This is a genomic window from Paenibacillus sp. FSL R7-0297 (genome assembly GCF_038009025.1).
GTDB lineage: Bacteria > Bacillota > Bacilli > Paenibacillales > Paenibacillaceae > Paenibacillus_AQ.
In genome coordinates this window covers 2,700,599-2,716,659 of the sequence record NZ_JBBPAQ010000001.1, presented here as the reverse complement: position 1 = coordinate 2,716,659, position 16,061 = coordinate 2,700,599, and the positions used below count along the sequence as shown (strand labels likewise).

The 16,061-nt window shown below is 51.7% G+C and carries 12 protein-coding genes; all 12 read right to left on the bottom strand.

Annotated features, from left to right (window positions below; all coding sequences use genetic code 11):
* Positions 1 to 14: 14 nt before the first annotated feature.
* Entirely contained in the window at positions 15 to 1,049 is a 1,035-nt protein-coding gene (locus tag MKZ24_RS11940) for a rod shape-determining protein (protein WP_039300524.1), read from the bottom strand.
* Between the two features lie 39 nt (positions 1,050 to 1,088).
* Complete coding sequence (radC, locus tag MKZ24_RS11935; protein ID WP_042238855.1) at positions 1,089 to 1,778, bottom strand: RadC family protein; 690 nt, start codon at positions 1,776 to 1,778, stop codon at positions 1,089 to 1,091.
* A gap of 20 nt (positions 1,779 to 1,798) precedes the next feature.
* Positions 1,799 to 2,407: a Maf family protein gene (locus tag MKZ24_RS11930; protein ID WP_340783210.1), complete on the bottom strand. Its 609-nt coding sequence runs from the start codon at positions 2,405 to 2,407 to the stop codon at positions 1,799 to 1,801.
* A 37-nt stretch (positions 2,408 to 2,444) separates the two neighbouring features.
* A complete protein-coding gene (locus tag MKZ24_RS11925; RefSeq protein WP_042238860.1) occupies positions 2,445 to 2,690 on the bottom strand; it encodes a DUF4321 domain-containing protein in 246 nt (81 codons plus the stop codon).
* A gap of 284 nt (positions 2,691 to 2,974) precedes the next feature.
* Positions 2,975 to 4,297: a hypothetical protein gene (locus tag MKZ24_RS11920; protein WP_197072983.1), complete on the bottom strand. Its 1,323-nt coding sequence runs from the start codon at positions 4,295 to 4,297 to the stop codon at positions 2,975 to 2,977.
* 76 nt (positions 4,298 to 4,373) lie between these two features.
* Positions 4,374 to 5,561 carry a glycosyltransferase gene (locus MKZ24_RS11915; protein ID WP_340783207.1) on the bottom strand — a complete coding sequence of 396 codons (1,188 nt, stop codon included), beginning with the start codon at positions 5,559 to 5,561 and terminating at the stop codon, positions 4,374 to 4,376.
* A 177-nt stretch (positions 5,562 to 5,738) separates the two neighbouring features.
* Positions 5,739 to 6,911, bottom strand: a complete 1,173-nt coding sequence (locus MKZ24_RS11910; protein WP_340783205.1) for a glycosyltransferase family 4 protein — start codon at positions 6,909 to 6,911, stop codon at positions 5,739 to 5,741.
* Positions 6,912 to 7,194: 283 nt separating this feature from the next.
* On the bottom strand, positions 7,195 to 8,382 hold the full coding sequence (locus tag MKZ24_RS11905) for a GGDEF domain-containing protein (protein ID WP_052416698.1): 1,188 nt from the start codon (positions 8,380 to 8,382) through the stop codon (positions 7,195 to 7,197).
* Between the two features lie 58 nt (positions 8,383 to 8,440).
* Entirely contained in the window at positions 8,441 to 9,598 is a 1,158-nt protein-coding gene (locus MKZ24_RS11900) for a GGDEF domain-containing protein (RefSeq protein WP_042238867.1), read from the bottom strand.
* Between the two features lie 204 nt (positions 9,599 to 9,802).
* On the bottom strand, positions 9,803 to 11,179 hold the full coding sequence (gene murC, locus MKZ24_RS11895) for a UDP-N-acetylmuramate--L-alanine ligase (protein WP_042238869.1): 1,377 nt from the start codon (positions 11,177 to 11,179) through the stop codon (positions 9,803 to 9,805).
* A 7-nt stretch (positions 11,180 to 11,186) separates the two neighbouring features.
* Positions 11,187 to 12,563: a bifunctional folylpolyglutamate synthase/dihydrofolate synthase gene (locus MKZ24_RS11890; RefSeq protein WP_340783200.1), complete on the bottom strand. Its 1,377-nt coding sequence runs from the start codon at positions 12,561 to 12,563 to the stop codon at positions 11,187 to 11,189.
* Between the two features lie 5 nt (positions 12,564 to 12,568).
* The gene (locus MKZ24_RS11885) at positions 12,569 to 15,205 is read right to left on the bottom strand and encodes a valine--tRNA ligase (protein ID WP_340790146.1); all 2,637 of its coding nucleotides are present in this window, start codon (positions 15,203 to 15,205) and stop codon (positions 12,569 to 12,571) included.
* Positions 15,206 to 16,061 lie beyond the last annotated feature (856 nt).

The following is a 16,061-nucleotide window of genomic DNA, read 5'->3' as shown; positions in this document are numbered from 1 at the left end:
AGGTCAGAATTGTCTTAGCGTTTGGAACGGAGACTCGAACTGCTGCGGCTCTTGAACAAATGAATATTCTCGAGTGCCTTACCTGTACCAATAGCTACACAGTCCAGCGGATTCTCGGCAACGATAACCGGCATTCCGGTCTCACGCGCCAGCAGCTTGTCCAGGTTACGCAAAAGCGCACCGCCGCCTGTAAGCACAATACCGCGGTCCATAATGTCGGCAGCAAGCTCAGGCGGACATTTCTCCAGCGTTACTTTTACAGCTTCAACAATAGCATTCACTGTATCCGACAAAGCTTCACAGATCTCATCAGAGGTGATAGTCAGCGTCTTCGGAAGTCCCGTTACCAGATCGCGGCCGCGGATTTCCATCGTTTCGGCTTTCTCGAGCGGCAGAGCAGAACCCACATCCATCTTCAGCTGCTCCGAAGTGCGTTCCCCGATCATGAGATTATACTGGCGTTTGATATATTGGATGATGGACTCATCCGCTTCATCGCCGGCTACACGGACAGAACGGCTTGTTACGATACCGCCGAGTGAGATGACCGCCACTTCGGTAGTTCCGCCGCCGATATCCACAACCATGCTTCCTGTAGGTTCCCATACCGGGAGATCCGCTCCGATGGCAGCGGCAAAAGGCTCTTCAATGATATAGGCCTCACGCGCTCCCGCCTGCTTCGTTGCATCTTCAACGGCGCGTTGTTCAACAGCCGTAATTCCGGATGGTACACAGACCATGACATTCGGGTGGCGCTGGAACATCGAGCGCTGCTTCTGTGCCTGGCGGATAAAATATTTAATCATTGTTGCCGTAGTATCAAAATCGGCAATGACCCCGTCCTTCATCGGACGAATGGCACGAATGTTGCCCGGTGTGCGTCCGATCATTTTTTTGGCGGACTCCCCTACAGCTTCAATCGTCTTAGTATCAGTGTTAATGGCTACCACGGAAGGCTCTCTTACAACAATCCCTTTACCGCGCACGTAGACAAGCGTATTCGCTGTCCCCAAGTCAATTCCTAAATCTTTCGTAAAACCACCTAACATCTTGTATGCTCCTTTTCCTTGTGGATCTAGACAATTGTATTACATATAACCTTTTTCTTTCAAACTTACAAAGCTGCTGTCACCAATAACCAGGTGATCCAGCACGTCGATGCCGACGATTTCACCTGCCTGCATCAGCCTTGAGGTCAAGGAGATGTCTTCAGGACTCGGTGTCGGATCACCGCTCGGATGATTATGTGCGCATATAATAGCTGCGCTGCTGCATTTCATGGCTGCCCGGAACACCTCGCGGGGATGCACAATGGAGGCGTTAAGGCTGCCCATGGACAATGTTTCCTGCGCAATAACATGATTCTTCGTATTCAGAAACAAGCAGATAAAATGCTCCTTCTGCAAATAACGCAGCTGCTCGGTCAGAATCTCCGCCGCGTCCTGGGGACTGCGGATGATAACCGGTTCTGTAAGCCGGGAGTTCGCCATGCGTCTTCCCAGCTCTATGCCTGCTTTCAGTTGCACGGCCTTGGCAGGGCCAATGCCTTTGATTGTTGTCAGTTCTTCAATGCTCAGGTCCGCCAGCCCGCGGAGGCCGCCTGTAATCCCCAGCAACCGCTGGGCGATATGAATAGCCGATTCATTCTGCGCACCTGTGCGCAGCAGAATAGCCAGCAGCTCCGCCTGACTTAATGATTCCGCCCCATAATGCATCATGCGCTCTCGTGGTCGTTCTTCATGGGGGAGGTCACGCAGCATAAATGATTGCGACTCCATCCCTAACCCTCTTTCTTCCGCTATCCTTGCCGGTTCAGTACAGAAATGCCGAACCCGGACAACATGCCGCTTAGCAGCGACAACGGCAGACCAACCACGTTAAAATAACAGCCTTCAATTTCGTCCACCAGGGTGGCACCAAGCCCTTGTATTGCATAAGAGCCGGCTTTGTCGGCAGGCTCCCCGGTCGCGATGTAGGCGCAGATTTCATCTTCGCTCATTGCTCTCATAGTTACAGAGGTTACCCTGTGATCTACCAGGGTCCGACCCTCTGCAAGACCGATACAGGCCACCCCGGTATATACCTGATGTGTTCTTCCTTGCAGCATGGCCAGCATCTTAGCGCTGTCCTGCTCGTCCACCGGCTTGCCGAGCACCTTATCATCAAGCACGACAATCGTGTCGCTGCCGACAATAACAGCATCCCGGTCTCCGGCTGCAGGGATTACTGCCTCCGCTTTGCGCACGGCCAGATTACGCACGATGGTCTCAGGCGTCCATTCCGGCGGCGTAGTCTCATCAGCTTCACTGACCAGAACCTCGAAAGGCAGGCCAAGCGAGGCTAACAGTTCACGCCGCCGCGGCGAACCCGAAGCAAGAATAATGTATCGCGTGTTGTCATGCTCCACTGTAATAAACGTCCCTTCTAGATGCCGGCAGCGAACGCTACAGTCTGCGGTACAGCCATACAGCTGTTATCATTCCGGCAAGACTGAGCAGGCACAATTTCAAATGGATAGTGATGTCATAGGTTATGATGTCCAAATCAGCTTGCGGCGACCACTTGAGTACAGTCGAGGTTGTAAGAAAAGACAGAGCTTGCACAGGTTCCAGCAGCTTGGCAATCCAGGCTCCGGCCAGCCAGCCCAGAATTAGAAATAACAGCAGTGTTCCTACATTTTTCTTCTTCATTTTGGTCTTCCCTCGCCATTTTTTGACACCCTAATTATTATACGGTGAAACGGAGTTCAATACAAACGCAAAATCCGTTCAGGGAATGTTTACCACAGCCTTGCCGCATAAAGCCCGATTTCACCGTCTCCGCCGGGTGTGGTCCACTAACATTATCCGACTCCGGCACAATAGGCAACTGATTTATCATGAAGCAGCTATACTGGCGAGCCACACAGCAATCCCCCGTCCGGCAAACAGCCGGTACGGGGGATGGGCAACACCTTATACAATTGGGTGGATGTTCAGCTTATCGCAGACAGCAGACTTTTCTGGCCGGTCAAAAAGCTCATCATAGCCTCCTGCACTTCCCAGAGCAAGCCCTCTGCCTTATTCTTGCCGTACTCGTTCAGTGCGGATATTCCCCGGCTCATGGATTTCTCCAGCCCGGCGGCAAAATTCTTCCCTTCCGTCGACAGCCCCGACTCCAGCTGCTTGACGGCTTGGGTCCACTGCATATGAAGATCACTTACCGCTGAGCTGTCGGTACTGCTGGCCGCACCGCTCAGCAGCGAAGCAGACAGGCCGCTCAGCTCACTCAACAACTGGCTGCTGACCGCAAAATAGCTGTCCACCACTTCCGCCGTTCCGTTAAAGCTGACCTGATCTACAGCGGGTAAGGCCACTTCCCTTACATACAGCTCGATCCCCTGATTCTTCAGACCGCTGCTGAGCAGCTTGGCCTGCTCACGCTCAGGCGACATCCCGGCGTACACCCGGTTGCCGTCCGCCGGGTCCAGACCTGCGGCAAGCCCTGCGGCCAGCAGCTCCTGCTGAGCCTGCGCAGCACCAGCCGGTGTGCTGAATACGCCGTATTGGAGCAGATAATAGCTTTGCGCCGCAATCTGTACCGGAACATGCGCTGCGACCGCCTCACTGGTTCCTTCAACCGGCACGCCGGTGATATCTGCTTCCACTCCACCGCCAGTATCATTCTGGCTCTGAACGGCCCCCGTCTGAACAGCAGAACTGCCGCTTCCATTCCCGGTGCCCGTCCCTCCGCCACTGATGAAGGACAGCGCTGCATAGCCGAGCAGGATTCCCGTGCCTAATGCTCCCGCTACTGACAAAGCAAACTTCCACCAATAAGATGGGCGGCGGGTATGGTAGGAGCCTCCATACAGATTCCCGTGCGTGCTGAACTGCCCAAACCGCTCCTGCTCAGCGCCCCGCTCATCCTCAAACAGCGGGTAGTTCTCACCTGGCGGTGCATTATCATCGTCCCTGTAAACCTCCGCATAAACTGGAATTGTGCGTGTTCTTGAGTCTGGAAGATATGGATACTGTCCAGTATCATACTCTCCATCTGAATCATCCCAGTTCCGGCGGCGCGGACCAGAGGATTTCATATAAGATACTTCAGCTGCACGGGGGATTTCCACCCGCTCCAGATCAACGATGTATTCAGCTGCACGGAGATCGAGGGCCGCTCTGATCTCCTCACGCTGTTCCCTGTCCTCAACTTCCAGAGTTCTAACAGGTTCTCTTACTATACGGCGGTCTGCCATTTCTGCCTTACGTTCTGCCGTCTCCTCATCAAACCGGAATGTCATTCTTCCGCTATTCAATGCTCACACCTCGCTATCTTCAGTTCTATACTGAAACATATGATAGAGGTGAGATAGATATGCTATATTAATATATTTATACCAGACTAAGTACTTTCTCCCTAACCCCTTCCGCCGCGTAGTGCTTGAGCAGTGTCCGGTAAGCCTGATCCGCAATAATGTAGCCGAGCTCCGGCGTTGTCAGCAGCTTCACCAGCTGGCCCGCAAAGACTGCACTCGTGCCTGCGAGCAGAATATCCCGTCCCGTCTCACAGATTAATTCCTCCGAACCGCTCAGGCTGCAGACGACCGGCGTCCGCAGCGCCCAGGCTTCCAGGATCTTAATCTGCCCCCCGCAGCCTTCGCGCAAAAAAGCTGCCACAGCGCTGGCCCGCCGGATGTAATCGGCTGTATGTTCATATTCCCTGACAATTTCCATAGAAGCATCATTAAGGGCTAAGGCGGCAACCTCCGGATGGACTTCCTCACTGATCAGATAACACCGGAAATCCGGCACCTCGGCTTTGACCAGAGGGTATATCTTCTTTAAGAACAATAAGGCCACATTCTTGCCCTGGCTGGTATTCATATTCCAATGAAGGACAATGGATTTCTCTTTGTTTACTGTCTCACCGGAGGCATAAGCAGGCTCCTTCAGGTCAATATAAGGCGGAATTACATGAACCTTGCCTGCATCCGCAAAGGATAACGCCTTAAAGGAAAGGGCATCCCATTCTGTAGCGGTCAGCAGCAGACTGGTCTTGTTCATTAATCTCCGCTCTTCCCGGCGGATCAGTGCAGCATTCAGCTTATGATAGCTTTTGCTAATTCCGCGTTTGCCGGCCGCCCTATTCTCCAGCATTCCGCTCCCGAAACGGTGGGCATCTGTAATAATGACTGCCTCCGGAAGCAATGAGGATACAATATCCAGGCAATTACTCAGCATATAATAGGAAATAAACACATGACTGTATGTATTCAAGCGGCACATCTCCGTGATTTCAGACCGCAAAGACTTATCATTACCGATCAGCGGAGAGTGTGAGCGCAGCTTGCTCAGCGGGTGCAGCAGTGACCTCTGTGAAGCAGAAGACCTCTTCACCTGGTGCACCGTAAGTGCAGGCCCAGGCTCTACCGCCAGCTCACGGCGGCAATGACAATATTCGAGCAGATCAATATCAAACCGCTCCAGCAGAATATCAAGAAAATTCTCTGTTCTTATTTCTCCTTCTAAATCTTCGGGATAACGACTCTGGGCTGATAGGAACAGCATTTTCTCTCTCATGGCTATAGCTCCTTGGTTCTATGTAAATGGTTATTGTTGTATACAAAGAAAAATAGGCCGGATTACATCCAGCCTTCATTTATGAATCTTTAGATGTAGATCAATAGTAACGCAGTTCCCGGAAAAAGATTGTCGATTTATGGGATGAAATAATTTTTTTTTGTATTCCCCTTACAATTAGACAAGACTTAGCAGCTTTTCCCGGACACTTTCCGCCTCATAGTTAGCCAGCAGGGTCTGGTAGGCACGGTCCGCAAGCACTACTCCCTTTTCGTGATCCTGAAGTAATTGAGTCACGCTTTCGGCAAACGTAACCGGATCATCGGCAATCATAATATTCGCGGAATGCTCATACAGCAGCCCTTCTGCTCCTTTGGTGGTTGAAACGACAGGAGTCTTGAGCGCCCAGGCCTCCAGTATCTTCAGGCGTGTTCCGCTGCCCTCCTGCAGAGGGGCGATCACAACCTGCGCCTTCCGTATATAGTCCGCCACACTGTCGACATATCCGGTGATGATGATGGAAGGGTCCTGGTCCGCCAGAGCAGCAACTTCCGGATGCACATCCCGGCCGACGATATACCATTTGATGCCCGGAATCTTGGCTTTGATGAGCGGATAGATCTGACGGTAGAAATAGGTAGCTGCATTAATGTTCGGGAAGTAGTTCATATTGCCCGGGAGGATAATCCACGGCTCTTTCGGAAAAAGCGTATTTGTCCGATAATCGCCCATCCGGATGAAGTTAGGGATTACGTGGACCTTGATAGAATTTGTAAAAGAAAGTGCCTTAAAGCTCAGCCCATCCTGTTCGGATGTTGTAAGCAGCAGATTGGTCTTGTCCATCAGCTTAAGCTCATCTCTGCGCGTCCATACCGCATTAAGGGAATAAAAGAGTTTGGCGATCCCCCTCTTCCTGCGGGCAAGCTGTGCAGATAATCCGCTCTCAAAGTTATGCGCGTCTGTAATAATAACTGTGCCAGGCAGGGAACGGCGCACAATGTCAATGCAGCAGCCGAGCAGACTATGGGAAATAAAGACATGGCTGTATGCATGCTGTCCGCAGAGCTCTGTAATCTTCTCTTTCATATCCACATCTACATGGCTCATATAAGAGCAATTGCGCCATTTGTACAAGGAGCGAAGCATCGCCTTGCGGTAATTCATTGTGCGCTTCACCTCATGCACGGTAAGGGACGGTATGGCCTCCGTATCTTTGGAACCTGAATACGTTAAGAGATCCACATCGTATTTGGCGAGTAAAATATTCAGAATATTGCCCGTTCTCAGCTTGCCACCGCTATCCTGCGGAAATGGATTCTCTGCAGATATGAACAGCAATTTTTCCCTCATGGCTTCTTCTCCTACTCTCCATTTATCTATCTGTCTCTGGCAATGCCAGGTATCTAGCATATATTACCCCAAAGTTCTAAGAAGTTTTGTCGTTTCTTGGCTAATGCAAAAATAATTTCAAAAAACTGTAATTTTACGAAGCCCGGACGCAAAACAGCGCTGCTCCAATAACAGGAGAAGCGCTGCGCTGCTTAGATATGTTGTTCTATATAAAACGCATTTTAGATGACAACTAATCAAAAATGTTGTAACAGCGGGTTGAACCCGTGAAACCCTTGCACATTCAGGAATGTGCTTCAAACTCCCTCGCTGCATAGCCATGGCTACGGACCACACAATTGCGTCCGCGCTGCTTCGCCTGGTACAGGGCGGTATCGCTCAGCTTGTACAAAGTATTGAGCGGGACGCGCTCGCCCGAGACAATCGTAATCAGACCGATGCTCACGGTATAAGAGAGTGTTATGCCATCAATGGTGGCGTCCAGCACGGACCGGCGCAGCCGCTCAGCCACCTCCTCACTGGCTTCCTCATCCGACCGGTGCAGCAGCACAGCGAATTCTTCGCCGCCGAACCGTCCGAACAGGTCCCCGTTGCCGAGCTGACGCTCAATTCTGCGGGCAAAGTCGCGCAGCACCTTGTCGCCTGTATCATGGCCATAAGTATCATTCACCTGTTTGAAATGGTCCACATCCAGCAGCAGGAAAGAGAAGGGCGCCATCTCCTTGGCAGCCGCAGCAATCAGAGGCCGGACACGCAGCACGAATGCTCTGCGGTTAAGGATGCCGGTGAGTTCATCGTATGTGGCTGCACGCTCCAGTTCCGCATAGGACTGCTCCCTGGAGAGCAGCATGAAGCCGGCAGTTCCGAGAAACATCAGCAGGTATATTCCAATATAGAAAAAGACTTGAATCCACTCACCAACGGGTGAGCCCTCAGGCGGAAGATATACCAGTCTGCTTGCATAGCAGAGCATCGAGAGAATAACAATTCCGTATAGCAGGCCCATAATTTCCTGAAGCGGTGTTTTTTTCATTTTCCAGCATAGTATATACGCAGGATAACTCAGCAGCAGTGCCCCAGCAAGCGAGGCAGACGCAATTAGCCGCGGCTCGTCCGGAGACAGCAGATACTGTAGAAGCAGACCAAGCGCGGCACATCCGGTTAGTGTATAATAAATCCGTTTTATCCGTTCGGAATAGTCCTCCAGCATCTTGAGCAGCGCGAAGATTTCTGCGGTTCCTCCGGCCAGATTCAAGAGAAGAATGCAGGGGAGCACAGTCATAAATACACGATATTCCCTTAACAACAGAAGGATCATAATCACCAGCTGCAGAATTTTGGCGGTCAGGAACAGCAGGGATGTACCATCTTTCGGAGAATGCGACCGGTAAGCCAGAGTAAGCATAACCGTAAAGAAATTACCAAAAAAGAGACACGCCAGCAGTGTCTTGAAATCCAAACTGGCAACCATAGCGTCGCACCCCCATGCTCATCGATGTCATATGTATGATGTGTATAATCCCATTCTTTTACCCGGCTCTGACCACACGGTCCCGTCCGTCCTGCTTCGCCTGATACAGGGCTCTGTCACTAAGCTTGTACAGAGTATTCAAGGCGGTCTGCTGTTCAGGAAGTATTGTAATCATTCCGATGCTTACGGTATACCCGCCGGCAAGACTGTCTCCCGAAGCTGCCTTGACGGCTTGGCGCAGTTCTTCCGCCTTGCGGCTGCTGTTCTCCACATCCTGCCCATAGAGCATAATGGCAAATTCTTCGCCGCCAACCCGGCCGAACAAGTCACCGATTCCCAGCTGGCTCTCAATGGTAAGCGCGAAATCCTGGAGTACTACATCGCCCTTGTCATGTCCATATGTATCATTCACTATTTTGAAATGGTCCAGATCCAGCAGCAGCATTGAGCAGTATTCACGCTTTCTTGCTGCCATTGCCAGCTTCAGCTCAGCTTCTATCAGGAAAGCCCTGCGGCCAAGGATTCCGGTAAGGCTGTCATAAGCGGCTATGCGCTTCAGCTTCTCATAAGAATGCTCATTGGAGAGCAGGATGAACGCTGCAATTCCCACGATCAGCATCAAAAACATCCCCAGGTAATACAAGTACTGTGCCGGATTACCTGTCAGCGGTCCCATCTCCGGCTCCAGAATCAGCGCGACAAAGGACCGCAACAGCATCACGGCAGCAATGGTATAAAATACGCTTCCCATTATTCGCTGGAGCGGAGAACGTTCTTTACCCGCTGTCAAACGGTAACCAGGGTAGATCACAAACAGCATTACCCATAGCGAGGTCGTGGCCACCCTCAGGTTCGCATGGTTGAAGAATAGCGCGACGATAGAAAAGCTCAGAACACTGCCCACAACCAGCCCCCAATAATAGAGCTTCGCCTTACGGTCCATCATCCCCATCATCATCAGCAGGGCCGAAATTTCCAGACCTCCTCCAGCCAGAATGAGTGCATTGCTCACAGGTATGACGATCCAATGGGGAATATAATCCCATAGCAGAATAGAGCCCCAGAACACGACCTGAAGCCACTTTGCAGTAATAAACAGGACCGAGGCGGTATCCTTGGCGAAATGGTAGCGGTAAAAGGTAATCAGCAGACCGGAAAACAAGTTTCCCAAGATGAACAAGTACAACAGTGTATTAATATCAAGCTGAAAGCTCATGAGTACACCACCAAATATACGGGAATACCTTCTCTTTTATGGAGGAACATATCATTCACAAGCTATATCGGCAAAATGGCGGTTAATTTTCACTTCTAATTTTCCAGACGGGCCAGATGCCTCCAGACATAAAAAGAAGAAACGGCTTCGCTGTCCTTATTCAAGGAACGGAAACCGTTTCTGTTAAAATACCTACCTATCCTATTAACGATTCTTCAGATCATCCGCCAGAGCATACCCGACCTTCCAGATATCACCCGCACCCATTGTAATCACCAGATCACCGGGAGCAATGCGGTTCTGCAGGTCAGCCAGCACAGCTTCCTTCGTCGGCAGATGCCGTGCACCGGCGTTGCTGTTCTGCACAATCAGCTCTACCAGCTTCGCAGAGGTGACTCCCTCGATCTGTTTCTCTCCGGCAGGCGAGTAGATATCGGTAATAATCACTTCATCCGCTTCGCTGAACGCACGGCTGAACGCATCCAGCAGGAAGAAGGTACGCGTGTAGCGCTGCGGCTGGAACACGGCGATAATCCGTTTGCCTGTAGCCTTGGCAGCACTAATGGTAGCCTGAATCTCCGTTGGATGATGCGCATAATCATCAATGACGAGAATCTCGTTGATCTCTCCCAGCACCTGGAAGCGCCGCTTGGCACCGTGGAATTTCACGATTGCTGCAGCGATCGCTTCAAAGGCAATGCCGGATTTCAGACAGGAAATTACCGCCGCCATTGAATTATACAGATTGTACTGCCCCGGAATAGAAAGCTCAATACGGCCCAGAACCTCTGTACCGCGATTCATCGTGTACGACACCTGGCGGTCGCCCAGAACGATGTCGGTCGCCGTGTAATCTGCAGTCTCCGAATGAATTCCGTAGGTGATAACCGTACCTTTTACTTGAGGCAGCAGAGATTTCACATTCTCATCATCCGCACACACAATAGCCGTTCCGTCCTCACGCAGCTGGTTCATAAACTGCACATAAGCTTTCTTCAGTTGGCCGAAATCACCGCCGTAGTTCTCCAAATGGTCGGCTTCAATATTCGTTACAATCCCCAGCCAAGGATGATACTGCAGGAATGAGCCATCACTCTCATCCGCTTCGGCTACAACGAATTCCCCTTGTCCTGCCTTGGCATTCGTACCGACGTTCATGATCTCCCCGCCAATAATATACGTAGGGTCCACTCCACAGTCTTCCATAACCAGAGCAATCATCGACGAGGTAGTCGTCTTGCCGTGCGCACCCGCAACAGCTACACCCTTGCGCTCATTCAGCAGGCGGGCAAGCATCTGCGAACGGTGAAGAATCGGTATTTTGAGACGCTCCGCTTCTACCCATTCTACGTTATCCGACGCAAGCGCCGTAGAATATACGACCAGATCCGCGCCTTTGACCTGTTCGGCCGTATGTCCGATGTAGACCTTGGCACCCTTAGCAATCAATTTCTCCGTTAACTCTTGGGCAGCTACGTCAGAACCCGTAACTGTATATCCCATCTCCAGCATCACCCGGGCAATCGCGCTCATACCGTAGCCGCCGATCCCTATAAAATGCACACGTTCAGTAGTATCCAACAGTTCGTCACCAGCCTTTTTCAGAATCGGGTTGCCGTAAAAGCGTACTGCGTACATCAGAAATCAAATACAGCGTTCCGGACACGACCGCAAGGTCATCGTCCGCTGTGATCGTCTGCAGCAGATGCAGCGCTTGGCCCCAATTACGTTCTACTATGATTTCCAAGTTTTCCTTGGCATATTTATTCCGCAGACTTTCTGCGATGGCCTGCAGATCTTCCGCGTCCATTTTCTTCCGGAAATCCGGTTCGGTCAGGATGAGCGTATCCACTATAGGCAGTATATGCTTGAGATACGACTCGTGATGCTTATTTGCCAGCATCCCCATGAGCAAATTTAATTTACCGTATGGCCCAAACTGCGGAAGACTCTTGGCCAGGCTCTCTGCACCTTCCGGATTATGCGCTCCGTCCAGAATAATTCTGGGCGAAGTGCCTACTTCCTCCAGCCTGCCGGCCCAGAATGTACCGCGGAATCCCTCCAGCACATCCTCGTCCTCCAGCATGAAGGCCATATACTGCCGCAGCACCTCAAGGACCATCATAGCTCCCGCTGCATTCTCCAGCTGATGTTCGCCTTTCATAGCGATTTCCAGTTCAAGCGAGCGGAATGGACCCACGAAGGTGAAATGCTGGTGGCCGTCCCTGAGCTCTACGCCACTATAGCTGAAATCTTCTCCAGCCAAATATAGAGTAGAACGGGTAGACGCCGCTTTAGCCTTCAATACAGCAATGGCTTCCGGCTGGCTCACGCAGCTGACTGCAGGAACGCCCGGCTTAATGATTCCGGCCTTCTCACCGGCGATCAGCTCCAGTGTATCCCCGAGTACATCGGTATGATCATGTCCGACATTCGTGATTACAGACACTACCGGAGTAACAATATTCGTTACATCCAGCCTTCCCCCAAGACCTGTCTCCCATACGACTACATCCGGATAACAGACTTCGCCATAATAGAGAATGGCCAGTGCCGTCGACACCTCGAACATGGTCGGCGAACCCAGTTCGCCGCCTGCGATCTCCTGAACCAGCGGACGCAGTTTATTAACGAGTTCCAGCAAAGTCTCTTCAGGTATATCGATCCCGTTGTACTGGAAACGGTTGGTGAATTTCGTGATATAAGGAGACGTAAAGGTCCCCACCGTGTACCCGCTCTGAATCAGTACATGGGTCAGAAATGCACAGGTAGAGCCTTTGCCGTTCGTCCCCGCCACGTGAATGAACTTGAGCTTGCGGTGCGGATGACCCAGCTTCTCCATCAGAAGCTCTATCCGCTCCAGCCCTGGCCGGATACCGAAAGGAATCAGGCTGTTGATCCAGTCTACCGCTTCTGTATAAGAACTTAAGGGAGCGGTACTTCCGCTCCGGGTGATCTCTTCCATATCCCTTATCCTCTCAGCTCTGCGATACGGGCGAGCACTTTCTCGCGTCTATCCGAATAGTCCGCCTGCTTCGCCCGCTCCTCTTCGATGACTTTCGCTGGCGCCTTGGCTACAAAGCCCTGATTGCCGAGCTTTTTCTCCACGCGTTCAACTTCGCTGTTCAGTGTCTGGACTTCTTTTTCCAGACGGGCAATTTCCTGTTCAATGTCGATCAGTCCTGACAACGGCAGAAGTAGCTCGGCTCCTGTAACCACAGCGGACATCACTTTATCCGGTGTCTGCGGCGCAAGGCCTGCTTCGAAGGAAGAGGTGTTGCAGAAGCGCCCGATGTAATTGTCGTTGCGGGAAATAATGTCCAGGGTTTCTTGACCCCCGGCTTTGATAATCAGTTCTACCTTCTTGCTCATTGGCACGTTCACTTCCGCACGGATATTACGAACGGCACGGATAACATCCATCAGGAGATTCATCTCTGCCACTGCCTGCGGATTCTCAAGCGCAGGTTCATACTTCGGCCATTCGGCCAGCGTGATTGTGTCGCCCTGATGCGGCAGATGCTGCCAGATCTCTTCCGTAATGAACGGCATGAACGGATGAATCAGGCGCAGCGTGCGGTCCAGTACATAGGCCAGAACCGATTGTGTCTTGGCCTTGGCAGCCGCATCCGCTCCGTACAGCGAGAGCTTGGCGAATTCGATATACCAGTCGCACAGATCATCCCAGATGAAGTTGTACAGCAGCCGGCCGGTCTCGCCGAACTCGTACGAGTCAATTAGACGCGTAATATCGCGGGAAGTTTCGTTCAGGCGGTGTAGAATCCAGTGATCTGCCGTGCTGAGCTCACCGGTAATGTCGATATCCTCAAAAGAAACACCTTCGAGATTCATCAGTGCAAACCGTGAAGCATTCCAGATCTTGTTGGCAAAATTGCGCGCCTGCTCTACCTTTTCCATCCGGAACCGCAGATCCTGGCCGGCCGTGCTGCCTGTAGAAATCATGTAGCGCATGGCGTCCGCACCATACTGTTCAATAACATCCAGCGGGTCGATCCCGTTGCCGAGCGATTTGGACATTTTGCGTCCTTCCGCATCGCGTACGAGACCATGCATCAGCACATCAGAGAATGGCTTCTCCCCGGTGAATTCCAGCGCCGAGAAGATCATGCGGGCTACCCAGAAGTAGATGATATCGTAGCCGGTAACCAGCACATTGTTCGGATAGTAACGCTGATAGTCGCTGCTGCTCTCATCAGGCCAGCCCAGCGTGGCGAACGGCCAGAGGTTCGAGCTGAACCAGGTATCCAGAACATCCTCATCCTGCTTCAGGTCCGTTAGACCGCTGATTCTGCGCGCTTCTTCTTCATCATTCGCAACAACGATCTCACCGGTAGATTCGGAGTACCAGGCCGGGATGCGGTGGCCCCACCACAATTGGCGGGAAATACACCAGTCGCGTACGTTCTCGATCCAGTTCAGGTAAGTCTTCTCAAAGCGGTCCGGTACGAAGTTAACACCGCTGCCATCCTTCTGCGCTGCGATGGCCGCTTCTGCCAGCGGCTGCATCTTTACGAACCACTGGGTGGACAGGTAAGGCTCAACTACGGCTCCCGAACGCTCGCTGTGTCCAACCTGATGTACGTGGTCCTCAATGGATACAAGTACGCCCTGCTCTTTCAGGTCAGCAATGATCGCCTTGCGGCAGTCGCTGCGGTCCAGTCCCTGGTATTTGCCTGCTTCCGCATTCATAATTCCGCCTTCATCCATCACATTAATCTGCGGAAGATTATGGCGCACGCCCATCTCAAAGTCGTTCGGATCATGTGCCGGGGTAATCTTCACCGCGCCGCTGCCGAAGTCCTTATCTACATAGTCATCAGCGATAACCGGAATTTCCCGCAAGGTAATCGGCAGGATCAGCGTTTTGCCGATAAGATCCTTGTAACGGTCATCCTCCGGATGTACTGCAACCGCTGTATCGCCCAGCATCGTTTCCGGGCGGGTTGTAGCTACCGTAAGGTAACCGCTGCCGTCCTTAAGCGGATAGCGCAGATGATACAGATGACCGTTCACTTCTTTATATTCAACCTCGATGTCCGACAGAGCCGTGCGTGCAGCCGGATCCCAGTTAATGATGCGTTTGCCGCGGTAGATCAAACCTTTCTTATACAGCTGAATGAATACCTGGCGGACGCCGCTGGACATTCCCTCATCCAGGGTGAACCGTTCACGCGAGTAGTCCAGCGACAAGCCCATCTTGGCCCATTGCCCGTGAATCGTCTCCGCATATTGCTCCTTCCAGGCCCATACCTGCTCCAGGAACTTCTCGCGTCCCAGATCATGGCGGGAGATGCCCTGCTGGCGCAGCTTCTGCTCTACCTTGGTCTGCGTGGCGATACCCGCATGGTCCGTTCCCGGCAGCCACAGCGTGTCAAAGCCCTGCATCCGTTTGGTACGGATCAGAACATCCTGCAGTGTGAAATCCAGCGCATGACCGATATGCAGCATTCCTGTTACATTCGGCGGAGGAATAACAATGCTGTAAGGCTGCGCATCCGGACGTTTGCCTGCTTCGAAGAAGCCGTTCTCCATCCAGTAAGCATACCATTTCTTCTCCGCTGACCCCGGATCATAGGTAGTCGGCATATCGCTTTGCTTGTGATGCGCAGTAGCGGTGTCTTCTGCCGCTTCCAGCTGGTTCGTCAGCTCTGCTGCTGTATTGTTGTTATCAGCCATTGTGAACCCTCCATTAGAGAAAATGATGAGAAGCTTTTTGTATTCTGTAACGATCTGACAAGAGGAAACGGCTTTGCCGTCCTTACTACAGACGGTACCGTTTCAGCGAGAAATATAAGGATGATTGATCGAGTGAAACATACAAATCCTTATATTTAAATACAAAAAGACCCTTCGTCTCAAAGGACGAAAGGCCATTCTTTCGCGGTACCACCTTTGTTTCGCGCTAATCAGGTGTAAACGGCTGCGCCGTCCTTCATGGGACGGTATCCGTTTCAGAGGAAATACAAGGATAATGTATAATGTAAAACCTATACTTTCTTGTATTTCAAAAATAACCCCCTGCCTCAGGGCCCTTTTACAGGTCCGGAAGCTTAGCGCGACACTCATGCAGATAACGGCTGCGTCCGGCCACATCCTAACCTGGTCTCCATAAATGTGGAGGCAAGCTCAGAAGGGCGACTCCGGGGCGACTTCGGGGGCTGCATCCTGCGGAAATTCACAGCAACTACAATTCCGCTCTCTGAAGGGCTGACCGCCTACTCTTCCCGTTCCCAGTCTTTATGCTAGTTATTACTTATTTCAATAATACATTCAGTCCTAATCCTAGTCAACCAGCATACACACAAAGGGCAGAGTTTATACCACCCGGTTCAAAAAACTGTCTAAAGGAGTTGTAGGCTTCCAGCTTAACGGAGAATGTGCTTTCTTGGCATCGATAATACCCTATGTAAAAATAAGGCTGCCCCAAACAGCCATGTACATG